This is a genomic window from Salmonella sp. SAL00672 (assembly GCF_046552175.1).
Lineage (GTDB): Bacteria > Pseudomonadota > Gammaproteobacteria > Enterobacterales > Enterobacteriaceae > Salmonella > Salmonella enterica.
Genome location: NZ_JBGDUQ010000001.1, coordinates 1057874 through 1082099 on the forward strand (window position 1 = coordinate 1057874; position 24226 = coordinate 1082099).

General features: G+C 52.2%; 22 protein-coding genes. 11 read left to right on the plus strand and 11 right to left on the minus strand.

What is annotated here, in order from left to right; all coding sequences use genetic code 11:
- Window positions 1–9 precede the first annotated feature (9 nt).
- Both gtdA and ACLJTG_RS05475 read right to left on the minus strand, forming a co-directional pair.
- Window positions 10–1047, minus strand: a complete 1038-nt coding sequence (gene gtdA, locus ACLJTG_RS05470; RefSeq protein WP_001289857.1) for a gentisate 1,2-dioxygenase — start codon at window positions 1045–1047, stop codon at window positions 10–12.
- An 11-nt stretch (window positions 1048–1058) separates the two neighbouring features.
- Window positions 1059–2417, minus strand: coding sequence for an MFS transporter (locus ACLJTG_RS05475; protein ID WP_000194218.1), 1359 nt, complete (start codon window positions 2415–2417; stop codon window positions 1059–1061).
- Between the two features lie 125 nt (window positions 2418–2542).
- Between ACLJTG_RS05475 and ACLJTG_RS05480 the strand changes: the two genes are divergently transcribed.
- The 8 genes from ACLJTG_RS05480 to preA all read left to right on the plus strand — a co-directional run bounded on the left by ACLJTG_RS05480 (window position 2543) and on the right by preA (window position 9524).
- On the plus strand, window positions 2543–3451 hold the full coding sequence (locus ACLJTG_RS05480; protein ID WP_000024658.1) for a LysR substrate-binding domain-containing protein: 909 nt from the start codon (window positions 2543–2545) through the stop codon (window positions 3449–3451).
- A gap of 131 nt (window positions 3452–3582) precedes the next feature.
- Window positions 3583–3981, plus strand: coding sequence for a CidA/LrgA family protein (locus ACLJTG_RS05485; RefSeq protein WP_000045719.1), 399 nt, complete (start codon window positions 3583–3585; stop codon window positions 3979–3981).
- Window positions 3978–4673 (plus strand): CidB/LrgB family autolysis modulator, encoded by a 696-nt coding sequence (locus ACLJTG_RS05490; RefSeq protein ID WP_000989296.1) that lies wholly within the window; start codon window positions 3978–3980, stop codon window positions 4671–4673. Before ACLJTG_RS05485 ends, ACLJTG_RS05490 begins: the two co-directional genes overlap by 4 nt.
- A 153-nt stretch (window positions 4674–4826) precedes the next feature.
- Window positions 4827–5711, plus strand: coding sequence for a cytidine deaminase (gene cdd / locus ACLJTG_RS05495; protein ID WP_000553526.1), 885 nt, complete (start codon window positions 4827–4829; stop codon window positions 5709–5711).
- Between the two features lie 176 nt (window positions 5712–5887).
- Window positions 5888–6607 (plus strand): outer membrane permeability protein SanA, encoded by a 720-nt coding sequence (gene sanA / locus ACLJTG_RS05500; protein WP_000920081.1) that lies wholly within the window; start codon window positions 5888–5890, stop codon window positions 6605–6607.
- Complete coding sequence (locus tag ACLJTG_RS05505; RefSeq protein ID WP_000605187.1) at window positions 6604–6849, plus strand: DUF2542 family protein; 246 nt, start codon at window positions 6604–6606, stop codon at window positions 6847–6849. The genes sanA and ACLJTG_RS05505 overlap by 4 nt, the downstream gene beginning before the upstream one ends.
- A 204-nt stretch (window positions 6850–7053) precedes the next feature.
- The gene (locus tag ACLJTG_RS05510; RefSeq protein WP_198879723.1) at window positions 7054–8295 is read left to right on the plus strand and encodes an FAD-dependent oxidoreductase; all 1242 of its coding nucleotides are present in this window, start codon (window positions 7054–7056) and stop codon (window positions 8293–8295) included.
- Complete coding sequence (preA, locus tag ACLJTG_RS05515) at window positions 8289–9524, plus strand: NAD-dependent dihydropyrimidine dehydrogenase subunit PreA (RefSeq protein ID WP_000956095.1); 1236 nt, start codon at window positions 8289–8291, stop codon at window positions 9522–9524. The genes ACLJTG_RS05510 and preA overlap by 7 nt, the downstream gene beginning before the upstream one ends.
- Window positions 9525–9598: 74 nt before the next feature.
- Here preA and mglC read toward each other — a convergent pair whose 3' ends face one another.
- The 6 genes from mglC to folE form a co-directional block, all read right to left on the minus strand.
- A complete protein-coding gene (mglC, locus tag ACLJTG_RS05520) occupies window positions 9599–10609 on the minus strand; it encodes a galactose/methyl galactoside ABC transporter permease MglC (RefSeq protein ID WP_001275101.1) in 1011 nt (336 codons plus the stop codon).
- 15 nt (window positions 10610–10624) lie between these two features.
- Window positions 10625–12145: a galactose/methyl galactoside ABC transporter ATP-binding protein MglA gene (mglA, locus tag ACLJTG_RS05525; RefSeq protein ID WP_000535907.1), complete on the minus strand. Its 1521-nt coding sequence runs from the start codon at window positions 12143–12145 to the stop codon at window positions 10625–10627.
- Between the two features lie 133 nt (window positions 12146–12278).
- Complete coding sequence (mglB, locus tag ACLJTG_RS05530) at window positions 12279–13277, minus strand: galactose/glucose ABC transporter substrate-binding protein MglB (protein WP_017465879.1); 999 nt, start codon at window positions 13275–13277, stop codon at window positions 12279–12281.
- Window positions 13278–13775: 498 nt separating this feature from the next.
- Complete coding sequence (galS, locus tag ACLJTG_RS05535) at window positions 13776–14798, minus strand: HTH-type transcriptional regulator GalS (protein ID WP_000628634.1); 1023 nt, start codon at window positions 14796–14798, stop codon at window positions 13776–13778.
- A gap of 149 nt (window positions 14799–14947) precedes the next feature.
- On the minus strand, window positions 14948–16090 hold the full coding sequence (gene yeiB / locus ACLJTG_RS05540; RefSeq protein WP_088759370.1) for a DUF418 domain-containing protein YeiB: 1143 nt from the start codon (window positions 16088–16090) through the stop codon (window positions 14948–14950).
- 14 nt (window positions 16091–16104) lie between these two features.
- The gene (folE, locus tag ACLJTG_RS05545; RefSeq protein ID WP_001139611.1) at window positions 16105–16773 is read right to left on the minus strand and encodes a GTP cyclohydrolase I FolE; all 669 of its coding nucleotides are present in this window, start codon (window positions 16771–16773) and stop codon (window positions 16105–16107) included.
- Between the two features lie 329 nt (window positions 16774–17102).
- On the opposite strand from folE, the gene fghA reads away from it, so the two are divergent.
- Window positions 17103–17960, plus strand: a complete 858-nt coding sequence (gene fghA, locus ACLJTG_RS05550; protein ID WP_000425488.1) for an S-formylglutathione hydrolase — start codon at window positions 17103–17105, stop codon at window positions 17958–17960.
- On the opposite strand, the gene ACLJTG_RS05555 is transcribed toward fghA, so the two are convergent.
- Entirely contained in the window at window positions 17949–18338 is a 390-nt protein-coding gene (locus tag ACLJTG_RS05555; protein ID WP_000876817.1) for a helix-turn-helix domain-containing protein, read from the minus strand. The two genes, fghA and ACLJTG_RS05555, sit on opposite strands and share 12 nt — an antisense overlap.
- A 4-nt stretch (window positions 18339–18342) precedes the next feature.
- A complete protein-coding gene (locus ACLJTG_RS05560; RefSeq protein WP_079951319.1) occupies window positions 18343–19710 on the minus strand; it encodes an L-serine ammonia-lyase in 1368 nt (455 codons plus the stop codon).
- A 216-nt stretch (window positions 19711–19926) separates the two neighbouring features.
- Between ACLJTG_RS05560 and serB the strand changes: the two genes are divergently transcribed.
- Together serB and ACLJTG_RS05570 are read left to right on the plus strand one after the other, a co-directional pair.
- On the plus strand, window positions 19927–20814 hold the full coding sequence (gene serB, locus ACLJTG_RS05565) for a phosphoserine phosphatase SerB (RefSeq protein ID WP_058108583.1): 888 nt from the start codon (window positions 19927–19929) through the stop codon (window positions 20812–20814).
- Window positions 20815–20846: 32 nt separating this feature from the next.
- On the plus strand, window positions 20847–22169 hold the full coding sequence (locus tag ACLJTG_RS05570; RefSeq protein ID WP_000023807.1) for an MFS transporter: 1323 nt from the start codon (window positions 20847–20849) through the stop codon (window positions 22167–22169).
- Window positions 22170–22212: 43 nt separating this feature from the next.
- On the opposite strand, the gene cirA is transcribed toward ACLJTG_RS05570, so the two are convergent.
- A complete protein-coding gene (gene cirA / locus ACLJTG_RS05575; RefSeq protein ID WP_410958902.1) occupies window positions 22213–24204 on the minus strand; it encodes a catecholate siderophore receptor CirA in 1992 nt (663 codons plus the stop codon).
- Between the last annotated feature and the right edge of the window lie 22 nt (window positions 24205–24226).

The following is a 24226-nucleotide window of genomic DNA, read 5'->3' on the forward strand; positions in this document are numbered from 1 at the left end:
TCTCCCTAATTAATAACGTGCTTCGCGGAACAGCCCCAGGGCTTCCTGAACCGGCTTGTCCGAAAAGCTGAATAACACCGTGTCTTCGCTGCTGCGAAACGACACCTCATGCCAGGTCGGCGCCACAAAAATGTCTTTTGCGGAAAAATGAAAAGTTTCGTTGCCGATAGTGACCTGCCCTGCCCCTTCAACGACGTGGTAGATAGTGCTGTCGGTGCTCCGCGCCACACGCGAGGCAAAGCCTTTTGGCAGCAGTTGCAGGAACGCGCCCATCGACGGCATCGGATAACCGCCGGTGACGGGATTAACGTAACGCAGCTTGTAGCCTTCCCACTCATCCGGATCGCCCATACGGGTCAGATCGTGCAGCGCCTCGCGACTGCGGTCGTAACGGTAGTTGAAAATCGGCGACGAGTTCCCGCGCTGGTGGCGCAGCGGCAGCATATTCGCTGCATAGCGCGGCAGATAATCGCCCTCTTTTCGCGTCACCGGCTGCTGATCTTCGGGATAGTCTTCCGCAAACCCACAGCCCAGGAGGTTGACTAACGGCAGATCCAGACCATCCAGCCATACCACCGGCTCTGATCCCGGATTACCATGATCGTGCCAGCGCCACTGCGGCGTCAGGATAAAATCGCCGGTATGCATTGGCGTGCGCTCGCCGTCCACCGCGGTAAATGCGCCTTTACCTTCGACGATAAAACGCAGCGCCGACTGGTTATGGCGATGACTCGGCGCGACTTCGCCGGGCAGGATCAGCTGTAAACCAGCGTATAAGGTCGCCGTGATCGACGACTGACCGCGCAATGCCGGATTTTCCAGCACCAGCACCCGGCGGATCGCCTCTTTCGCGCCAATGACATTGCCGCTTTCCATCAGTAGCGGACGAATTTCCTGATAATTCCAGTAGGCCGGCGCGCAGTTGGCGTTTGGCGTCTGCGGTACCAGGTGATGTAACGATTCCCACAGCGGCGTCAGATTCTGCCCGGAAATATGCTGGTAATACTGCTGACGGCTATCTTTTACGTTCTGATTTATTTCAGACATGGAGATTCTCCTTATTCGTTTACGACGCTGGCACGCGGCAGGTCGTCAGGTACAGAAATCGAAAGGCGGACAACCACCGTCAGCAGGGTAAGCATTACCGCGCTGATAGCCGCCGGAATAGCAATGACAAAAAACAACGTATCGAAAGAGAAATTGAGGGCCATCATCATGCCGCCGGAGAGCGAACCGACAATCGCCCCGCAGCGTCCAATGGCGTTCGACCAGCTCACGCCCGTCGCCCGGCTTTGGGTGGGGTACAGCGTCGCCGTCAGAGCATTAAGCCCGACCTGGGAACCGCTAATACCGATGCCGGTACCAAAAATCGCCAGCGCCATCAGCCAAAGGCCGTTTTCGCTCAGGCCTATCATGACAATGCAAACTGCGCCCAGCGCATAGCTCACCGCCAGTACCCGGAACGGGTTAAGCCGGTCCATCAACACGCCGAGTAACAGCGCGCCAAGCGTGCCGCCAACCTGGAATGCGGCAGTCACCCACGACGCCTGTTGCAGATCAATACCGCGATGGTTAAGTAACGTCGGCATCCAGCTGGAAAGCAGATAGATAATGAGCAGGCTCATAAAGAACACCACCCATAACATCAGGGTAATGACAAGCTGTCGCCCGGCAAAAAGCTGGCGAATACTGCCTTTGGCGATGGCTGCCGTCTCATGCAGAAAGAATTGCGTATCGTGATAGCGCTCGCCGGTAATGGCGCTGACCGTCCGGGCGACAACGGCTTGCGGTAGTTGGCGGCGTACCTGCCAGCGGGGAGATTCCGGCAGCGCGAACAGCAGGCCGAAAAACAGCATCAAAGGCAAGATGCCGCCTAGCGCCAGAATTCCGTGCCAGCCAATCAGCGGCACCAGTTGCGCGCTCACAATCCCGCCCATCGCCGACCCCAGGGTAAAACCGCAGAACATCAGCGTGACCAGCGCTCCGCGTCGACGAGCGGGAAGGTATTCCGACGTCATGGTGATGGTATTCGGCATCGCTCCGCCCAGTCCCAGACCGGTTAAGAAGCGCAGCAACACCAGGGTTTCTATATCCGGCGAGAAAGCGGAAAGCAGACTCAATGCGCCGAATAGCGCCACGCAAAGCTCAATGACCCGCTTGCGGCCAAAGCGATCCGCCAGCGGCCCGCATAGCAGCGCGCCGGCCGTAAGCCCCAGCAGCCCTGCGCCAAACAGCGGCGCAAGTTCGCTGGCGCTTAGCTGCCAGTGAGTACGAATATCCGGGGCGATGAAGCCAATCGCGGCGGTGTCAAAACCGTCGAGCATAACCACCAGAAAACAGCAGATGATAACGCGCCACTGCATTTTGCCGACGGGCGCGGCATCAATAAGGGCTTGTAGATCACGTCGTTGAGTCATAGCTAATGCCTCAGTGCAGGGAGATAGATGTTGTTTTTATGTTTGCTATGTTACGAGTTTGTAGAGTGAGCGATAAAATGTACAATGGCTTTTCAGGCAGAGACATAACCTGGAGGTTATAGCGAATGGCGAACTGGGCGCAGAAATTGAAATTACATCACCTGCAAACGCTGGTTGCGCTGGGCGAACAGGGCAACCTGACGCACGTCGCCCGGATGATGAATATCTCCCAGCCGGCGCTATCGAAGTGGTTATCTCAACTCGAAGATGAGATAGGCATCACGCTTTTTGAGCGCCACAGTAAAGGGCTACGCCCCTCGGAAGGCGGTAAATTACTGCTCCAGCACGCCCAGCGCCTAATTAACGATCTGGAGCGTTCACAGTATGAAATCGCCCGTTTTAAGCAGGGCGGCCTGGTTGGCAGCCTGAAGATCGGCTGTTCGCCCGTGGCGACTGACTGCGTATCACAGGCGATTCTGAGCCTGCTTAACGAAATGCCGACGCTGCATCTGAATATTGAAGAGAAGGTAATGACGCCGCTGCTGCACGATTTGCTTGCCGGTCAGGTGGATGTGGTGGTAGGGCGTGTCGGCGGCCGCGCCCTGCAACTGCCGCTTAATTATCAGGTACTTTATACCGAGCCGGTCTGCTTTGTGGCGCGTCCGCACCATCCGCTGGCCGCGCGAGCGCAGATCGCCTGGAGCGATCTGGCGCACTGGCGATGGATAGTCTGGCCAACCGGCACCCCTATTCGCATCAGTATTGATAACGCCCTCGTCGATAACGGCGTCATGCTCCCGGAAAACACCATTGAGTCAGCGTCAATGAACGTCAGCACCAATTTGCTGCAAAGCAGCGATATGATCTCTATTCTTTCTTTACGGCTGGCGCAACGCTATGCCAGCCAGGGGCAACTGGCGATTTTAAACTTGCCAAAAATTGAGCAAAAAGGCAGCGTAGGGATGTTCTGGCGTAAGAATGAGACGCCGTCTTTGGCCCTGAGTCGCTTTTTGTATTTTTTAGCCCAGGTTTAACGCCGCCGACCAGGGGCATTGCCCGATGTTCCTGCTGTCTATACCCACTATGCTAAGAATTCATGATGTGATCGGTAGCACGTTTTAACGTTTAATTGTATGATGAATCCATCTCATCAAGGGCTTTAAACATGAGTAAGTCACTGAATATTATCTGGCAATATATACGCGCTTTTGTATTGATTTATGCCTGTTTGTACGCAGGCATTTTTCTTGCATCACTGCTTCCTATCACTATTCCCGGCAGCATTATCGGGATGTTAATTCTGTTTGTATTGCTGGCGCTGCAAATTCTGCCGGCAAAGTGGGTTAACCCCGGCTGTTATGTGCTGATTCGTTATATGGCGTTGCTGTTTGTGCCGATTGGCGTTGGGGTCATGCAATATTTTGACTTACTGCGCGCGCAATTCGGCCCGGTGGTGGTCTCTTGCGCTATCAGTACGCTGGTCGTTTTTGTGGTCGTAAGCTGGAGTTCACATCTGATACACGGTGAGCGTAAAGTGGTTGGGCAGAAGGGAACGAAAAAATGATGACATATATCTGGTGGTCGTTACCGCTGACGCTGGCGGTATTTTTCGCCGCCCGCAGACTGGCGGCGCATTTTAAAATGCCGTTGCTGAATCCGCTGCTGGTGGCAATGGTAGTCATTATTCCTTTTCTGTTGCTGACCGGTATTCCCTACGAGCACTACTTCAAAGGCAGCGAAGTACTTAACGATCTGCTGCAACCAGCGGTGGTGGCGCTGGCCTATCCCCTTTATGAACAATTGCACCAGATTCGCGCGCGTTGGAAATCCATTATTAGCATCTGTTTTGTCGGCAGTCTGGTAGCGATGATTACCGGAACATCCGTTGCCTTGCTGATGGGCGCAACGCCTGAAATCGCGGCATCGGTACTGCCTAAATCCGTGACTACGCCTATCGCGATGGCGGTGGGCGGCAGCATCGGCGGCATCCCCGCGATCAGCGCGGTATGCGTAATTTTTGTCGGTATTCTGGGCGCGGTGTTTGGCCACACGCTGTTAAACGCGATGCACATCCGTACTAAGGCCGCACGCGGGCTGGCAATGGGGACCGCCTCACATGCGCTCGGTACTGCGCGCTGTGCCGAGCTGGATTACCAGGAAGGCGCGTTTAGCTCCCTGGCGCTGGTGATCTGCGGCATTATTACCTCGCTGGTAGCGCCCTTTTTGTTTCCGCTCATTCTGGCGGTAATGCGCTAACGACGGGACAAAAGACCGGGTTAAAATTTGCGATACGTCGCGCATTTTTCATTTAAGTTTCACAAGTTGCATAAACAATGAGATTTATATCACATATTAAGACATAGCAGGCCCGTAAACTACGGTTCCATTACATTGTTATGAGGCAACGCCATGCATCCACGTTTTCAAACTGCTTTTGCCCAGCTTGCGGATAATTTGCAATCAGCGCTGGCCCCTATCCTGGCGGACCACCATTTTCCCGCCATGCTGACCGCAGAGCAGGTCTCGACGCTTAAAAATACGGCGGGACTGGACGAAGACGCGCTGGCTTTCGCACTGTTACCTCTGGCGGCGGCCTGCGCCCGTACCGATTTGTCCCATTTTAACGTCGGCGCGATTGCGCGCGGCGTTAGCGGCAACTGGTATTTCGGCGCGAATATGGAGTTCCTGGGCGCCACCATGCAACAAACTGTGCATGCTGAACAAAGCGCGATTAGCCACGCCTGGCTACGCGGCGAAAAAGGGCTCGCCGCCGTCACCGTTAACTACACGCCTTGCGGCCACTGTCGCCAGTTTATGAACGAGCTGAACAGCGGTCTGGATCTGCGCATTCATCTGCCGGGCCGCGCGCCGCATACGTTACGCGATTATCTGCCTGACGCTTTCGGGCCAAAAGATCTGGAGATCAAAACGCTGCTGATGGACGAGCAGGATCATGGCTTTACGTTAACGGGCGATACGCTAACGCAAGCGGCGATTACGGCAGCCAATAAGAGCCATATGCCTTATAGCCACTCACCGAGCGGCGTGGCGCTGGAATGTAAAGATGGCCGTATTTTCACCGGCAGCTATGCGGAAAACGCCGCCTTTAACCCTACGCTTCCCCCACTGCAAGGCGCGCTAAACCTGCTGAGTCTCAATGGCTATGACTATGCGGATATTCAGCGTGCGATTCTGGCGGAAAAAGGCGATGCAGCATTAATTCAATGGGATGCCACCGCCGCAACGCTGAAAGCGTTAGGTTGCCATAATATTGACCGCGTGCTTCTCGGCTAAGCAAATGTGCCGGATAGCGACGCACTGGCGTCTTATCCGGCCTGACTCTCCTCTCCCGCGACCCGATACAAGGGAAATCATGCTGAAAATCTCCGCAATCAGACGGCGGTTTCTTGCGCTACGTCTTCGGGTACAGTAGCCTGATCGTACTTTCATCCTGGTATCGAGTTTCCTGCATGTTAAAGCGCGTGTTTTACAGCCTGTTGGTCCTGGTAGGCTTGCTGCTGTTGACGGTGCTTGGCCTCGATCGGTGGATGAGCTGGAAAACAGCGCCCTATATCTATGACGAGCTACAGGATCTCCCCTACCGCCAGGTTGGCGTCGTGTTAGGGACAGCCAAATACTATCGCAAGGGTGTCATTAATCAGTACTATCGTTATCGTATCCAGGGCGCGTTAAACGCTTACAATAGCGGTAAAGTCAATTACCTGCTGCTCAGCGGCGACAATGCCCTGCAAAGCTATAACGAACCGATGACCATGCGCAAAGACCTTATCGCGGCGGGCGTCGATCCTGCGGACATTGTGCTTGATTACGCTGGCTTCCGTACGCTTGACTCCATTGTGCGTACCCGCAAAGTGTTTGATACCAACGACTTTATTATCATCACTCAGCGCTTCCACTGCGAACGCGCCTTGTTTATTGCGTTGCATATGGGCATTCAGGCGCAGTGTTACGCGGTACCTTCGCCCAAAAATATGCTGACAGTGCGCCTGCGCGAATTTGGCGCCCGCTTTAGCGCGCTGGCGGATCTCTATATTTTTAAACGCGAACCGCGTTTTTTAGGCCCGCTGGTACCTATTCCCACGCAGCATCAGGTGCCGAATGACGCCCAGGGATATCCGGCCGTTACGCCGGAACAATTGCTTGAACTGGAAAAGAAAAAAGGGAAATGATCATGGATGTACAGACGATATTTGTCATATTAGCCTTTCTGCTACTCCCGCTTTTTTGCTTCCGTGAGGCCTGGAAAGGCTGGCGAACCGGCGCGGTAGATAAAGTTGTCAAAAATGCGCGAAAACCGGTTTATGTCTATCGCCATGCCGATCCCGTACAATATTGGTCTTATCTTTTTCTTTATACCGGTTGCGGTTTTTTATTTACTGGAATGATTATTTATCTTCTTTTTTATCGTTAATCTATTTATTATCCCTTTAAAATTGAGAATAGTTATTATTATGATATAAGGAACAAATGCTGTTTTGCATTCTGGTTTCATTTTTTTGTGAATTCTTTCACAGAATACCCTTCTTTCAATGCTTAGGCTGGCGGTAGATTTTGGATCATTAAAACGCGTTATTTGCGTTTCGCCTTAATTTATTCAAGCATTAAGGAAGATTATATGCCGCAACAAAATTATCTGGATGAACTCACGCCTGGTTTTACGCCATTACTGGCAATAAAAGAGGCTTCACGTTGTTTATTATGTCACGATGCGCCCTGTAGTCAGGCTTGCCCGGCGCAAACCGATCCGGGGAAATTTATTCGTTCTATTTACTTTCGCAATTTTAAAGGCGCAGCGGAAACTATCCGGGAAAATAATGCGCTTGGCGCCGTCTGCGCCAGAGTCTGTCCGACGGAAAAATTATGCCAGCGCGGATGTACACGTTCCGGAATAGATAAACCTATTGATATTGCACGCCTGCAACGTTTTATTACCGATTTTGAACAGCAGACTGCCATGCAGATTTATCAGCCCGGGAGTAAAACACGCGGGAAAGTCGCGATTATTGGCGCGGGTCCGGCAGGTTTGCAGGCAAGCGTGACGCTCACGCATTTAGGCTATGACGTCACCATTTACGAAAAACAGCCGCAGCCCGGCGGATGGCTGCGTCACGGCATCCCGGCATTTCGTCTGCCGCAAAGCGTACTCGATCAGGAAATTGCCCGCATTGTAGAAATGGGCGTCAATATTAAATGTAATTGTGAGGTGGGCGGGTCGCTATCGCTTGCGCAACTCAAAGCCGAATATCGCGCCGTGCTGATGACCGTCGGGATGTCCTGTGGCTCTGATTTACCGTTATTTGAGCAAGCCAGTCACGTAGAGATTGCCGTTGATTTTTTACAGCGCGCCCGTCAGGCCGACGGCGATATTAGCGTTCCGCGTAGCGCATTAATTATTGGCGGCGGCGACGTAGCGATGGATGTCGCCAGTACGTTAAAAATTCTCGGCTGCCCTTCCGTCACCTGCGTGGCGCGGGAAGAATTAGCCGAATTCCCCGCCAGCGAAAAAGAATTTACCAGCACGCAGGCATTAGGCGTATCGATTATTGATGGCTTTACGCCTGTCGCCGTCAGCGGAAATAAAGTGACCTTCCACCATGTACGCCACTCAGGAGAACTGACGCTGGAAGCGGAAAATATTATTTTGGCCGTGGGGCAGCACGCGCGACTGGATGCCTTTGCGGAGATAAAAGCGCAGCGTAATATTATCGACACGCACAATTATCAAACCGACGCCCCGGCGATCTTTGCCGCTGGCGATATTGTTAAAGGTGATAAGACCGTCGTTTATGCGGTAAAAACCGGAAAAGAAGCCGCTCAGGCTATTCATCATTATTTAGAGGAGGCCTGCTCATGTTAACAAAAGATTTGTCTGTTACCTTTTGCGGCGTTAAGTTTCCCAATCCGTTTTGTCTCTCTTCTTCTCCGGTAGGCAATTGTTATGAGATGTGCGCCAAAGCCTATGATACCGGTTGGGGCGGGATCGTTTTTAAAACCATTGGTTTTTTTATTGCCAACGAAGTCTCTCCACGTTTTGACCACCTGACGAAAGAAGATACCGGTTTTATTGGTTTCAAAAACATGGAGCAAATTGCTGAGCATCCGCTGGAAGAGAACCTGGCCGCCATTCGACGGCTAAAACAGGATTATCCGGATAAGGTGCTGATTGCTTCCATCATGGGGGAAAATGAGCAGCAGTGGCAGGAACTGGCGCGTCTGGTTGAAGAAGCCGGCGCGGATATGATTGAGTGTAACTTCTCTTGCCCGCAGATGACCTCGCACGCCATGGGAAGCGATGTAGGGCAAAGCCCGGAACTGGTTGAAAAATACTGCCGCGCCGTAAAACGCGGTTCATCTTTGCCAATGCTGGCGAAAATGACGCCGAATATTGGCGATATGTGTGAAGTCGCGCTGGCCGCCAAACGCGGCGGGGCCGACGGTATCGCCACCATCAACACCGTGAAATCCATTACTAACATCGACCTGAACCGCAAAATCGGGATGCCGGTGGTTAACGGTAAATCCAGTATCTCCGGTTATTCAGGAAAAGCGGTGAAACCCATTGCGCTGCGTTTTATCCAGCAGTTGCGAATGCACCCTGAACTGCGCGATTTCCCGATTAGCGGTATCGGCGGCATTGAAACCTGGGAAGACGCTGCCGAATTTCTGCTGCTGGGCGCGGCGACCCTACAGGTGACGACAGGCATTATGCAATACGGTTACCGCATTGTAGAAGATATGGCGAGCGGCCTCAGCCACTATCTGGCCGATCAGGGATTTGCCTCATTACAGGAGATGATCGGGCTGGCGAATGGCAATATTATCCCGGCGGAAGACCTGGATCGCAGCTATATCGTCTATCCGCGGATTAATCAGGAGAAATGCGTCGGCTGCGGACGTTGCTATATCTCCTGCTATGACGGCGGCCATCAGGCGATGGAGTGGGATGAACACAGCCGCACGCCGCATTGCAATACGGAAAAATGCGTCGGTTGTCTGCTGTGCGGTCATGTCTGCCCGGTCGCCTGTATTGATTTAGGCGAGGTCAAATTTAAAAAAGGCGAAAAAGAGCACGCGTTAACACTGTAGCTCGCGGTATGAAGCCCGGCGCGCAGTTTCGCTGCGCCGGGTTATCTGATAAGCAAGGCAATAGGTCTGGATAACTACTTCTTACGCGCGTATTTCAGCGAGTCCAGCGCCACGGCGAAAATGATAATGCCGCCTTTGATAATGTACTGCCAGTACGGGTTTACCCCGATATAGGTCAGGCCGTAGTTGATGACGGTAAAGATAATGACGCCGGTCACCACACCGAAGACCGTACCCACTCCGCCGCTAAATGATACGCCCCCGACCACGCACGCGGCAATCGCATCCAGTTCATACATAAAGCCGAGGTTGTTGGTGGCAGAACCAATACGCCCTGCTTCCAGTAAGCCGCCGAAGGCATAAAACACGCCGGAGAGCGCATAAATCATCAGCAGGTTCAGCGCCACGTTTACTCCGGAAACTTTCGCCGCTTCCGGGTTGCCGCCAATAGCAAAAATGTTTTTACCAAAACGGGTCTTATTCCACAGCACCCAGACAAACGCTACCGCAATCAGGGCGTAAAAGGTTATGTATGAGAGCCGGAAACTGCCCATCGCCACAAAGCCCTGCGCAAAGGTGGAAAAGCCGCTGTCAAAGCCGGAAATGGGCGAAGCGCCGACAAAGTCATAGTAAAGGGAGTTGATCCCATAAACGATAATCATCGTGCCAAGCGTGGTAATAAACGGCGTCACATTCAGGTAAGCAATGATGATGCCGTTCACCAGGCCAATCACCGCGCCAATCGCGCAGACAATCAGGATGACCAGCGCAATCGGCATGGTCGCCATTTCCGGAAACACTTTATTGGCGTTTTCCATTGATTGCAGTAATGTTGCCGCCACGACCGCCGCCAGCCCTACCTGACGCCCCGCCGACAGGTCTGTCCCCTGGGTGACGATGAGTCCCGCCACGCCCAGCGCGATAATAATACGTACCGAAGATTGCGTCAGAATATTACTTAAATTCAGCAAACTTAAAAAAGTCGGGTCCTGGAAAATAATAATCGCCAGCAACACTAAAAGAACGACGTAAATTCCGCCCTCTTTCAGCCAGGTCAAAAAGCTTTTCTTGTTTAACGCACTCATAAGGAGCCCCTGATCTTAAAGGTGCAAAGAAGCAAGACGCAAAATTTCGTTTTGCGTTGTTGTTTTAGTATCGACAATGCCGGAAACGAGACCGTTACTCATCACCAGGATACGATCGGTAATCCCTAACAGCTCCGGCATTTCAGAAGAGATAATGATGATCCCCTTGCCTTTTTTCGCCAGTTCCGCAATAAGCTGATAAATTTCAAATTTTGCGCCGACATCAATGCCGCGGGTCGGTTCGTCCAGCATTAATATTTCCGGCTGCGTTAATAGCCAGCGACCAATGATCACCTTTTGCTGATTGCCGCCGGAAAGTGAACCAATTTGCGTGCGATGCCCCGGCGTTTTTACCCGCATGGAATCAATGACCCATTGGGTGTCGCTTTTCATCCGGGAATTATCCAGTAACCCCACTTTATTTTTATAATTACGGATATTCGAAATTAATGAGTTAAACCCGATATCCAGATAGGCATAAATTCCGGTGGAACGGCGCTCTTCCGTCACCAGCGCAAAACCGTGGTTAATCGCTTCGTTCGCAGTGTGATTATTAATTTTCTTGCCATGTAAAGTGATTGTCCCGGACGACTTCTCACGAATGCCAAACAGCGTTTCGACGATATCGGTACGCTTTGCCCCAACCAGACCGGCAATGCCCAGAATTTCGCCCTTGTGCAAATCAAAGGAGACATCGCGAATGGAAGGCTGGCGCAGCGAGGTCAGGTGACGTACCTCCAGAATCACGTCGCCCGGCTTATTTTCTTTATCCGGAAAGCGCTGGTTCAGGGAACGCCCGACCATCATCGCAATGATCTTATCCATATCCAGCCCTTCCAGCGGCTGGGTGGCAATCCACTGACCGTCGCGCAAAATAGTAATTTCATCGCACAATTGAAAAATTTCTTCCATTTTATGCGAGATATAAACAATGCCGCAGCCGCGTTCTTTCAGCTTGCGAATAATGGTGAACAGATGATTAACCTCTTTCTCAGTTAGCGATGAGGTCGGTTCATCCATAATAACGATCTTAGCGTTATAGGAAAACGCCTTCGCAATTTCGATCATCTGCATTTGCGAAACGGATAACGTTCCTACGCGCGCGCGCGGGTCAATATCGATATCCAGCTCATCAAATATCGCTTTGGTATCCTGGTACATTTTATCCTGGTCGACAAACATACCTTTGGTGGGATAACGTCCCAACCACATGTTATCCATGACCGAACGTTGTAATACCAGGTTTAACTCCTGGTGTACCATCGAAATCCCATTCTCCAGCGCTTCTTTCGCCGAATGGAAGTCCACTTCTTTTCCCTGAAATACAATGCTGCCGGAATCTTTTTGATAAATACCGAAAAGACATTTTAATAATGTTGATTTGCCTGCGCCGTTTTCACCCATTAATGCATGAATAGAATGCGGACGAACGTTTAAGTTGACATTATCAAGCGCTTTCACGCCGGGAAATGATTTGTTAATGCCACGCATTTCCAACAAATATTCACCCGACGGCGGAGAAATCGTGCTGCCCATAATGATACCCTGTCGGCCTTTTTAATTATGACTATCCGCGCCGGATGGCAAAAGAAATACGTTATCCGGTCTGCGGCGCGTCACCCTTCCACGGTTTCAGGGCGCAACAAAATTGCGCCCACAGACGGAAAAGTTATTTTTGGGTAAATTCGCTCAGATTGTCTTTGTCCACGCCGACATAAGGCACGCGCACGATTTTGTTCTCAATCTTCCAGCTGGTGCCGTCAGCCGCGCCCTTGCCTTCGGCGAGGTTTTTCGCCAGATCGAATGTCGCTTTCGCCTGATTGTTGGCGTCATTCAGTACCGTACCGGCCATCGCGCCCGATTTCACCAGCGCCAGGGCTTCCGGTAACGCATCGACGCCAAAGACCGGAATCGACGATTTATTATGCGCTTTCAGCGCCTCTACCGCGCCCATCGCCATCGCATCGTTATTCGCGATAACCACTTCAATCTTGTTAGCGTTCGGGCCAGACAGCCAGGCATCCATCTTATCTTTTGCCTGCGCGGTATCCCACATAGCGGTGTCTAACGCCAGTTGCTCGGTCTGAATACCTTTAGCATTTAACTCTTTCACCACATACGTCGTACGGGCTTCAGCATCCGGGTGCCCCGGCTCGCCTTTCAGCAGAACATACTGAATTTTACCGTCTTTATTCAGATCCCAACCCTGATTCGCCTGCCAGTGTTTGGCAATCAAGTCGCCCTGAATCACACCGGATTCTTTAGAGTCAGTCCCGACATAATACGCCTTGTCATAGCTGTCCAGCGCTTTGCGGGAAGGCTCTTTGTTAAAGAACACCACCGGCACATTTTGCCCGCGCGCTTTCTCAATCACCGTACCGGCGGCTGCCGGGTCGACCAGGTTAATCGCCAGAGCTTTAACCCCTTTCGCCAATAAAACGTCAATTTGATCATTCTGTTTAGATTGATCGTTTTGCGAGTCATTCATCAGTAGCTGAACATCCGGCGCGGATTTGCCATCTTTTTCAATAGCCTTACGCACCACGGACATAAAGTTATCGTCATATTTATAAATCGTCACGCCAATTCGAGTATCAGCCGCCTGCGCGTGCGCGCCGAATAACAGACTTGCCATCACGGCAGAAAGGGTCAGTACCTTCTTATTCATGGTAGCTCCGGTTTTATTATGTAGGGTATAGCGTAAAAAAATGCCCGGCTGTTCAGCACGTTAACGCGTGTTACTGAACGCCGAAGCGTATTTAGAGCCTATCCCACCAGGCGTTATTGGCGCAGCCAGTTTGGACACGGACAGCGCGCAAAAACCGGAGCGTACACGTAGTACGTGAGGTTTGACTCGCTACGCTCGCCCTTCGGGCCGCCGCAAGCGGCGTTCAAAACGCTAACGCGTTTTGGCGAGCACTGCCCAGGTCCAAAATGGCAAGTAAAATAGCCCTAATGGGATAAGCTCTTATTCAACTCTTTATTTTTGTCCGGTAGTCGCGGGATATTGTGATAACGGTTTTTATAAGCGAAATACCCCAGCAAAACTGACAACTAACTGTTACACATTAGTTACAGTGCGACAAACGTTGTCATCATAGCTATCACAATGTTAATAAACTGTGAATTTACTCACAGATTGAAAACGGTTACATGCGGTGCGTAATCAGTTAGTGATCAGTACCGCATTCTGTCGCCATGCCACCGAATGGCGCCGCACCAGGGTCGGCATAAAGCAGTGCGTCGCCGTGATATCCAGCGTACCTGCAGCCCCCTGTAACGCCAGCTCGGTCGCGATTTTCGCCATAGAAGCAATAGGATAGCGCACGGTAGTCAACTGAGGATCGGTATAACGAGCAATAGGGATATCATCGAAACCGATGACAGACAGATGCAAGGGAATGGCGATGCCGTTATCTTTTAACGCCGTCAGCGCGCCCGCCGCCATGTTATCGTTATAGGCAAATACCGCCGTCAGTTGCAGATTGCGTCCCAGCAACTCAACCATTGCCGACTCGCCGCCCTGCATATCCGGCGTGCCGGTGCCAATCCAGCTCTCCGACGCAGCAACCCCCTGCTCTTGCAGCGCGTGTAACCACCCTTCTCTGCGCATCGCGTCATCTTCAATACGGTGGCTGGAGGCCAGGTAGCCGATGCGTTGATGTCCATTATTCAGCAACATTCGGGTCGCCATTCTGGCGCCGCTCACATTGTCGAGACAAACACAACGATGCGCATAACCCGGCACGATACGGTTAATCAGCACCATACCGGGGATCTGATCCATAAAGTCGCTCAGCTCGCGATCGGTTAAGGCTTTTGAGTGAACAATCAATGCGTTACAACGCTGACGGATCAAGACTTCAATCGCATGGCGCTCTTTTTCCGCCTCATGATAACTGTTGCCAATGAGAACATATTTCTGGTGCTGCTGCGCGACCAGATCTACGGCTTTCACCAGAGCGCCGAAAAAGGCATCGGAAACATCCATGACCACGACGCCGATGGTATCGCTCACCTGGGTGGCCAGCGCTTGCGCATTCGCATTTGGCCGATATCCCAGCAGGGTGACGGCCTGCATAACGGCGTCACGGGTGTCGGGACTGACCAACGCGCTGTTATTCAGTACGCGGGAAACGGTCGCTACAGACACGCCAGCCTGGCGCGCTACATCACGAATGGTGATCATATTCACTGCCCTGTTTGAGTTCAAAAATGCTCACAAATGCCCCGTTAGCAGGCGGCTATTTTGTCAGCCCCCTGCCCAGGGCTGCGTGAGAAACATCACAGGGATGGAAACGGTTACAGCCATTTTGTTAATGAATGTGATCCAGATCGTTATCTGAGCGATCCTGACGCGCGCAACGTGAGTTGACGCCATAACCACTCGACCGGTCCCTGTCGCCAGAAACGTAGCCAGATGACGGAAAAGAGAAGGTTTATTGCCCATACCGGAACGACAAAGAACAAGAGTTCCAGCCGATTGAATTCCATAAATAAGCCAAACTGATAAAACAGTGTGGTACAGATGATCGTCTGCAGCAGATAATTGGTCAGCGCCATTCGCCCTACGCAGGCAATGGCAAGCGTCAGTCTGCATCGGCTAAGCTGCGGCCAGAAGCCAAACATCAGCGCGGCATAGCCCAGCGTTTGCAACGGCGCGCTCAGTTCGCGCGGCGCCTGCAATAAGAAGGCGCACCAGCGGTACGCCCAGTCCAGCCGCCATTGTAAGATGACCGCAGGCAGGTTGATCATTAGCCCTAACGCCACCAGCAGAATCCCGGTACGGCGATAGTGCCGCAGACTGTACTGACCTTTCAGCCAGCCGCTACGCATTAGCGCGGCGCCCAGCAGCATCATACCTGCCAGTTGCCAGCCATACTGCGCGCCGAGCGCCAGTAAACTATTCGACAGCATCTCTGCCCGGTTGCTGATAGCCTCCATGCCGCCGTTCAGCTTCCAGTATTTTTCATACAATATTGCCGACGCATCCGGCGTCCAGGCGCGGCTGGTTTCGCTACTCGATACCACGCCCAGCAGCAGTAGCACGCCAATCCCGACCAGATAAAGGAGTATGCCGGTATTGAACAGGCTTTTTACCGAAGGCGCGTCGCGTACCAGTCGCCAGCAAATTAACCCGACCAGACCGTAGGCCAGCAGAATGTCGCCGTCCCAAAAGAATAACGCATGGATAAAACCTAACAGTACCAATAGCGTCAAGCGCGACTGAATCCACTGTTTACCACGCGGAAGCAGCATTTGTAGCCCCGCGCCAAACAACAACGCGAACAGCGTAAGAAACTTAGCCTGCGCCACAATATCGAGAATCGCCCAGGACCAGGCGTCTTCGGGAACGATCGCGCCGTACCAGGCGGGATTGAGATAAGCCGCCTTCGGCAATCCAAAGGCGCTAATGTTAAGAAGCAGGATACCGAGGATAGCGACGCCACGTACAAAATCCAGCGTGACATTACGTTCCATCGTCTCCGCCTTAATCATGGATGATGGCGAACGGCACGCAGAAACTCCTGGCGCGTATTCTGGCTGGACTTAAACAATCCGCCCAGCGACGTCGTCGTCGTGGCGCTGGTTGCGTCACGAATACCGCGCGCTTTCACGCAGTAATGCACCGCATCAATCGATACCGCTACATTATTGGTGCCGAGCAAGGTTTGCAGCGCCGTCAGAATTTGTTGGGTCAAACGTTCCTGAACCTGTGGACGCTGGGCGAAGAATTGCACGATGCGGTTAATTTTCGACAGGCCGATCACGGAATCTTTGGGGATATACGCGACGGTCGCTTTGCCATCAATGGTCACGAAGTGATGTTCACAGGTGCTGGTCAGCGTGATATCGCGGACGGTGACCATTTCATCCACCTTCATTTTATTTTCAATGAGGGTAATTTTCGGGAAATTGGCATAGTCGAGGCCGGCGAAAATCTCGTCAACGTACATCTTAGCGATACGATGCGGCGTTTCCATCAGACTGTCATCGCTCAAATCGAGATTCAGCAACTGCATAATCTCAGTCATATGCCCTGCGATAAGGCTTTTTCGCGTTTCATTATCCAGTTCATCCATAGGCGGGCGCAGCGGCGTTTCCAGCCCCCGGGCAACCAGCGCGTCATGAACCAGGGCCGCTTCTTTACTGAGTGATGGCATTAATCGTGTTCTCCTGCAGGTGTGGCGCCTCTGCCCTGCATGGGGCAAAGTTTGTCAATATTGTGACAGTGTGATTATTGTGCGTGAGGTAGCGCACATAATCCAGTATTCACGCCCATAATTGTTGAAATTGTCGCTGCCTTTCATGACATCTGTTCCGGTGCGAAAATGATGGCAGGACAAAGGGCATATTTGTTAACGCAACGTTATTTAAATGATGAAGCATGTTTATGTATTACGGAAGTGAAAGTTACTCACAACGCGGTGAATAATCTGTATTATGAAGAATCTGCATACCTTATCAGGTTCACTATAAAAGGAGCCCCCGCATGGAAATGCTCGAAGAGCACCGATGTTTTGGCGGCTGGCAGCAGCGCTGGCGTCATCATGCCGCCACGCTAAACTGCGCCATGACATTCAGCATTTTTCTTCCGCCGACTCAGGATAATGAACCGCCTCCGGTACTGTACTGGTTGTCCGGGTTGACCTGCAATGATGAGAATTTTACCACCAAAGCAGGCGCGCAGCGTATCGCAGCAGAACTGGGCATTGTATTGGTGATGCCGGATACCAGTCCACGCGGTGAACAGGTCGCCGACGATAGCGGATACGATTTAGGCCACGGCGCCGGGTTTTATCTCAATGCCACACAGCCGCCCTGGGCCAGCCATTATCGCATGTACGATTACCTGCGCGATGAGCTTCCGGCGCTTATCCAGACACAGTTTAACGTCAGCGACCGTTGCGCCATCAGCGGGCACTCGATGGGCGGCCACGGCGCATTAATCATGGCGCTGAAAAATCCGGGCAAATACACCAGCGTCTCTGCTTTTGCGCCTATCGTCAACCCCAGCCGCGTGCCGTGGGGAATCAAAGCGCTTACCGCTTATCTCGGCGAAGATGAATCAGCCTGGACTGAGTGGGATAGCTGCGAATTAATGCTGGCCAGCCAGCCGCAGGACGCCATTCCTGTGCTCATCGATCAGGGCGACAGCGATCAATTCCTCGCCGATCAGCTTCAGCCCGCCGTACTGGCGGAAGCCGCGCGGCAAACCGCCTGGCCGATGACGCTAAGAATCCAGCCTGGCTACGATCATAGCTATTATTTTATTGCGTCCTTCATCGAGGACCATCTGCGCTTTCATGCCCGGTATTTACGGGACGAGCGTGAGACGTCACCAACATAATGAATTTTCCAGCGCCGCGCTGTAATTCACCTCCTCCGACTGCGGCGCGGAAGATTTATTATTTAAATCCGCGGCCTGCTGGCGTACCTGAAGGCGGCCGCTGCCCTCTCCGCCTTCATAACTTTCGTGAAAATTACGCAGCTCGGATTCAAACAGCACCGCATCAAGATTATGCAACTTATCCAGCGCCCGCAGGAGAGAAATTAACGTATCAAGATTGAGCCCTCCTCCCTTCTCGATACGCTTGATGGTGGCAATGCCAACGTGCGCGCGATCGGCAAGCTGCTGCTGGGTCATCGAAAGAGACAGACGCGTCTCCTTTAAGCGGGCGCACAACGACAGGATAATCTCGTCGTTATTCATCGTATTGTATTTCACGCTGTTACCCTCTCTTGCGCGGCTGAATTTTCCCCAGCGAACCATGATACGTTTCACGGTATTTAGCGCTCATGTCTTTACCGGTCTCGTACATCGCAGCAATGATCTCATCGAGCGAGATACAGGGTTCGCTTACGCGACTCATCGCCATCGTCGCCGCGTTTATCGCTTTCACGGCAGAGATGGCGTTTCTCTCTATGCAGGGAATTTGTACCTGCCCGCCCAGCGGATCGCAGGTCAATCCCAGATGATGTTCCATGGCAATTTCAGCGGCGCTCAGCGTTTGCTCCACGGATGCGCCCATCAGTTCAGCCAGGCCCGCCGCCGCCATTGAGCACGCCACGCCGACTTCCCCCTGACAGCCAACTTCAGATCCCAGAATAGAGGCGTTTTGTTTAAACAATATCGCGATAGCGGCGGCGGTCAGGAAGAAACGGGTCAGAGCACCGGGCTCCAGCGGCGTGACAAATTTATCATACCAGCAGAGCGCTGCCGGAATAATGCCGCACGCGCCATTGGTTGGCGCGGTAACAATCTGTCCGCCGCTGGCATTTTCTTCGCTTACCGCAATCGCGAAGGCATTGACCCAGTTCAGCGCGGTTAAAAAATCGCTGGCGGAGCGGTTAGCCTGTAACGTCTTATGTAACGCACAGGCGCGCCGCGGTACCTGATAGGGGCCGGGTAATACCCCCTCAGTATGCAGGCCGCGATAAACCGCCTGCTGCATCACGTCCCATATTTGCGCCAGATAATTCTGCAACATCTGTGGCGAGTGGCGGCACAGCTCATTTTTCATCATCAGCGCCGCCACGGACAGGCCGTTACGCCGACACAGCGCCAGCAACTGCGCGGCATGACTAAATTCAAAGGGCGACACTGTACGCAAAGGAAGCGATGGCGTCAGCGGCTCGCCATGTTTGCGAACCTGTCCGGCGCCGGTCGAAAACCAGGTCTCTTCATACACCGTGAAATAATCATCTCTGGCGCGAAACGTCATGGCATAAGGATGGCCTGGATGCGCCTGGTGATTGGCGATAATCTTGACTTTTATCGTGATTCCGCCCGCGTCGGAGAGCGGGAGTTCGATTTTGTTTTCATTTTCCGCACGCTTAATCACCGCCATATGCGAACGGAGATCGACATTCTCCGGCTGGTAACCCAGCAGCCCAAGATACAGGGCGGTATCCACATTGTGGCACTTGCGGCTTAACGATAACGCGCCATACAGCTCGATTTCAATTTCCCGAATTAGCGGCAACGTCTCTTGTTCTCTGAGCAATGAAATAAAGTGACAGGCGGCGCGCATCGGCCCTACGGTACGTGAGCTGGATGGACCTATTACTATTTTGAATATATCAAGACAACTCTCCATCGTTATATCAATCCTTTCAGTGTCATTCGCGTTCAGTAATAAATAACATCCTCGCACAGTTGGCATATCAAAAGTGATACCTTTTGTGTCTGAACTTTACCTGGTATCAAAAACAACGCTTTTTTAGCCCTTTTCTGGCTGTGATATCTGTGATAGCACGAGATTCCACGCCGCAAAAGAGCCATTATAATACCCATAAATTAAGGGAGTTATCATATGAGCATTATTTATTTTATTACTACACAGGATATCGATACGTTTCAGAAAAAATTACAGGAAACGTTATTTAATGCCGTCACCATGCCGTTTCCGCTATTATTTGATAAACGTTATGCCGCGCTTATCAATACCGCTTATTTAAAGCTTATGCTGCCAGCGGAATGTCTGACGCCTGAATTTTATCGCTATTTACGCGAACTCTCATTGCAATGGCAGTTTGATTTTTTTATTAAGCCGCAGCCACTGCCTGCTAACGGTATTATCGCGTTTGATATGGACTCGACATTTATTGCGGAAGAAGGCGTGGATGAAATTGCCCGCGAGCTTGGCATGTCGACGCAAATCACCGCCATTACCCAACAGGCGATGGAGGGCAAGCTTGATTTTAACGCCAGTTTTACCCGACGTATCGGAATGTTGAAAGGCACGCCGAAAGCAGTGCTGAACGCCGTATGCGATCGCATGACCCTTTCGCCAGGCCTGTTAACTATTCTGCCAGTCATCAAGGCCAAAGGATTTAAAACCGCGATTATCTCCGGGGGACTGGATATATTCACCCAGCGTCTAAAAGAACGGTATCAACTGGATTATGCCTTTTCGAATACGGTTGAAATACGCGATAACGTTCTGACGGATAACATTACCTTGCCGATTATGAATGCCGCAAACAAAAAACAGACGCTGGTTGACCTGGCTGCCCGGTTAAATATTGCCACGGAGAATATTATTGCCTGCGGTGATGGCGCCAACGATCTGCCGATGTTAGAACATGCTGGCACCGGTATTGCCTGGAAAGCGAAGCCGGTTGTACGGGAAAAAATCCACCATCAGATTAATTATCACGGTTTCGAATTGCTTCTTTTTCTTATTGAAGATGAATTATAACGCGACTCACCTCGCCGGAAGGGAATTTTAAAATGAGTATAAAAACATTTATTTTCAGCCAGCCCGATAAGCCGATTGTAAAAGAGAAAAAAGAGATAGACCAGACCTATAAAAAATTTCGTTTTGAGATTATCGCCTCGGTCTTTATCTCTTATGCCGTCTTTTATCTTACCCGTAAAAATTTCTCCGCCGCGATGCCGGCCATGCTGACGGAAACGTCACTGACCGCAGAAGACTTCGCCATTATGTCTTCTATTTTTTACATTCTTTATGGCGCGATGAAGTTTGTCGGCGGGATGCTGGTCGATAAAATTAACCCGAAAGCCATGACCGGCCCGGTGCTGATTGGCGTGGGGATTGTAAATATTCTGTTCGGCTTTTCCGACAGCGTGGCGGCATTCTACGTGCTGTACAGTCTCAACGCGATATTACAGGGCACCAGCTTTCCGCCGATGGCGAAAATTATGGCCTCGTGGTTTTCGAAAAACGAACGGGGACGCTGGTGGGCTATCGTTGAAGCGGCGCACAATATCGGCGGCAGCCTCGCGCCGCTGCTGACCAGCTTTGCTATCGCCTTTAGCGGTAGCTGGAAAATGGGGTTTTATGTTCCCGGCGCCATTTCGCTGCTGATGGGGATAGTGGCGCTATTTACCATTAAAGATCGTCCCGGTACGTTAGGTTTGCCCAACGTGGGGCAGTGGCGTAACGACCCGACAGAACTGGCCCAGGTCAAGGCCAGCCCGGTCAACCTGAGCTTCTGGCAGATTTTTGTGAAATATATCCTGACCAATCCACTGGTATGGATCATTATTATCGGCGATATGTCGGTTTATATTGCGCGCACTATCCTTAACGACTGGCCGCAGATTTACTATTCGCAGGTTCACGGCTGGAGCCTGATAAAAGCGAACTCGATTATTTCCTGGTTTGAGGCGGGCGGACTGGCAGGTGGGTTGCTGGCAGGCTACTTGTCTGACTTTATGTTCAAAAGTAACCGCTGGATGACCGGATTAATCTTCGCGTTAGCGCTGTGCATATGCATCGTGCTGGTGCCGCTGGTTCAGGATACCTCTTACACCCTCACCGCGATTCTGTTCACCATCATGGGCTTCGCCTTATACGGACCGCATATGCTTTTTGCCGTCGGCTGTCTGGATGTGACCCATAAGGATGCGGCGGGATCGATTACCGGCTTTCGGGGATTGTTCAGCTATGTCGGCGCGGCAATGGCCGGTGTGCCGGTAATTATGGTGAAAAATAGCTGGGCGTGGTCGGGCGTTTATATCTATGCGGTGATCGCCATTCTGCTAACGACTCTGTCGCTGGCGCTGCTCTCCAGGCTGCATCGGTTATAACATTCTGGCGACAGCGGCAAAACGCGGCTGTCGCCAGTCTCTGTCAGAAACGGTAATCCACCGCCATAAAGTAACGACGTCCGTCTTCGGTATAACCGTAGTCGTCGCGTTTGAGATCTTTATCGCCCACGTTCAGAACGCCCGCACGTAGTTTAACGTTTTTCGTCGCCTGCCATGCCGCGCCGGTATCCCAGACCACGTACCCGCCCGGCGTTTTCGCCGTTGCGCTGTCGGCCCGCTTACGCCCGGTATAATTCCCTGATACGTAGAATGACCAGTCTTCGAGCTGCGCCGGTTTCCAGTCCAGCGTACCGTTCGCGGTGTGGAACGGCAGATCGGAAAGCGGCTTGTTCCCGCCATTACTGACGTCGCGTCCGTCGTTATAGGTGTAATTCAACGACAGTTTCCACGCCTCGTTAAACGGAACTTTCAACTCGGTTTCCACGCCCTGAATACGCGCTTTATTCACGTTGTAATAACGGAAGACCGGAACGCGCTGTCCCCGACTGTTGGTTTCGAAACCGACAAAGTTGGAATAGCCGGGCGCGGCGTTAACGTCAGGGGTACGGCTAATGCTGATGCGATTGTCCACATCGTTACGGAACGTGGTAACGCTCGCTTCCACGCCCTCCAGTATGCCTTCTTCGCCACGGTAATAAAGGCCGAGCTCCCAGCTTTCACTGGTTTCAGGTTTCAGATTCGGGCTACCGATAATGCGGCATCCGCCACGGCAGGAGTTGGTCGCCCAGTCCGGGCTTAATTGCAATAGCGACGGCGCTTTAAAGGCCGTGGCCCACCCACCTTTCACCGTCAGGGTATCCGTTGCGTTATAGACCAGATAAGCACGCGGGCTCCAGTGATCGCCATAGGTTTCATGGTCATCCATACGAATACCGGTGGTCAGCGCCAGCGGTTCGAAGATGCGCCACTCATCTTCAAGGAACAGAGCGTACTGGCTGGCGGAGGTTTTAGTACTGGAACCGCCGGTCAGGTTCACCGCATCGCTCAGTTTATCGTGACGCCATTCGCCGCCGAAGGTGAGGAACTGGTTGACAGACGCTAACGGCAGAACGTATTTCCCGTCAATCGAATTGCTTTCTGACGTGATAGGGCTACTGTTGCCGGGGTTTTTGTTTTCCACTTTTTCGCCGTAGAATTTGAGCTCACTATTGCCGAGATCCCAACGTCCGTTATGGCTCAACGCATAGTTTTGTCGTTCCAGACGGTTTTTATCCAGCGAGTCGGAGTCCCGGTCCTGGCGATCAAAACCGTAGCCTGCGGTAACGTCATGATTTTCGTTTGGTGTCCAGGCAAACTCGACGTTTCCATCCCGGCTGGTAAATCCTTCAATGCGCGGCGTTTCACCCGTAGCGGTGGTGGCGGAACTCTGCTGCTCGTCTTTTTCGCGTTTCGCCAGGCTACCGTAGGCTTTCATTCCCAGCACGCCGTCGATCAGCGGACCGCTGGTAAAGAACTGACCGTTATAGGTATCGCCACGGTCGCGATGTTCCTGAATAGTGGAGTCAACCGTGACGCTGCCGTGCCATTTCTGACCAATTTTTTTGGTGATAATGTTGACCACGCCGCCCAGCGCATCGGAGCCATACAGCGAGGACATGGGGCCACGCACCACTTCAATGCGTTCGATAGCGTCAACCGGTATCCAGTTCAGATCAAAATCATTATGGCGGAAGACCGCGTTACGGGAGTTAACGCGCTTACCGTCGATCAGGATCAGCGTATAACTGCTGTCCAGACCACGAATACTCACGCCTTTACGGTTATCCCCTTCGTTAGTGAGCTGTACGCCCGGCACCTCTTTCAGGACATCTTTCAGGTTTTGCACGGGCCTGCGCTGTAAATCTTGCTGGGTAATGACGCTGATACTTGCTGGCGCATCTTTCAGATTTTGTTCGATGGCGGACGCGGTAACGACCATGGTTTCACCATCATCCGTTGCCGCGGCAACCGGCCAGGCCAACGTAACTGCGGACATACAAAGCCCTACCCGAACGAAAGGGTTAAACCTAAACATTCCATTTCTCCATGAGGTAAAT

Bases quoted from the DNA above. Each gene is read 5' to 3' on its own strand.
- gtdA (WP_001289857.1), bottom strand. From the start codon at position 1,047: ATGTCTGAAATAAATCAGAACGTAAAAGATAGCCGTCAGCAGTATTAC.
- ACLJTG_RS05475 (WP_000194218.1), bottom strand. From the start codon at position 2,417: ATGACTCAACGACGTGATCTACAAGCCCTTATTGATGCCGCGCCCGTC.
- ACLJTG_RS05480 (WP_000024658.1), top strand. From the start codon at position 2,543: ATGGCGAACTGGGCGCAGAAATTGAAATTACATCACCTGCAAACGCTG.
- ACLJTG_RS05485 (WP_000045719.1), top strand. From the start codon at position 3,583: ATGAGTAAGTCACTGAATATTATCTGGCAATATATACGCGCTTTTGTA.
- ACLJTG_RS05490 (WP_000989296.1), top strand. From the start codon at position 3,978: ATGATGACATATATCTGGTGGTCGTTACCGCTGACGCTGGCGGTATTT.
- cdd (WP_000553526.1), top strand. From the start codon at position 4,827: ATGCATCCACGTTTTCAAACTGCTTTTGCCCAGCTTGCGGATAATTTG.
- sanA (WP_000920081.1), top strand. From the start codon at position 5,888: ATGTTAAAGCGCGTGTTTTACAGCCTGTTGGTCCTGGTAGGCTTGCTG.
- ACLJTG_RS05505 (WP_000605187.1), top strand. From the start codon at position 6,604: ATGATCATGGATGTACAGACGATATTTGTCATATTAGCCTTTCTGCTA.
- ACLJTG_RS05510 (WP_198879723.1), top strand. From the start codon at position 7,054: ATGCCGCAACAAAATTATCTGGATGAACTCACGCCTGGTTTTACGCCA.
- preA (WP_000956095.1), top strand. From the start codon at position 8,289: ATGTTAACAAAAGATTTGTCTGTTACCTTTTGCGGCGTTAAGTTTCCC.
- mglC (WP_001275101.1), bottom strand. From the start codon at position 10,609: ATGAGTGCGTTAAACAAGAAAAGCTTTTTGACCTGGCTGAAAGAGGGC.
- mglA (WP_000535907.1), bottom strand. From the start codon at position 12,145: ATGGGCAGCACGATTTCTCCGCCGTCGGGTGAATATTTGTTGGAAATG.
- mglB (WP_017465879.1), bottom strand. From the start codon at position 13,277: ATGAATAAGAAGGTACTGACCCTTTCTGCCGTGATGGCAAGTCTGTTA.
- galS (WP_000628634.1), bottom strand. From the start codon at position 14,798: ATGATCACCATTCGTGATGTAGCGCGCCAGGCTGGCGTGTCTGTAGCG.
- yeiB (WP_088759370.1), bottom strand. From the start codon at position 16,090: ATGGAACGTAATGTCACGCTGGATTTTGTACGTGGCGTCGCTATCCTC.
- folE (WP_001139611.1), bottom strand. From the start codon at position 16,773: ATGCCATCACTCAGTAAAGAAGCGGCCCTGGTTCATGACGCGCTGGTT.
- fghA (WP_000425488.1), top strand. From the start codon at position 17,103: ATGGAAATGCTCGAAGAGCACCGATGTTTTGGCGGCTGGCAGCAGCGC.
- ACLJTG_RS05560 (WP_079951319.1), bottom strand. From the start codon at position 19,710: ATGGAGAGTTGTCTTGATATATTCAAAATAGTAATAGGTCCATCCAGC.
- serB (WP_058108583.1), top strand. From the start codon at position 19,927: ATGAGCATTATTTATTTTATTACTACACAGGATATCGATACGTTTCAG.
- ACLJTG_RS05570 (WP_000023807.1), top strand. From the start codon at position 20,847: ATGAGTATAAAAACATTTATTTTCAGCCAGCCCGATAAGCCGATTGTA.
- cirA (WP_410958902.1), bottom strand. From the start codon at position 24,204: ATGTTTAGGTTTAACCCTTTCGTTCGGGTAGGGCTTTGTATGTCCGCA.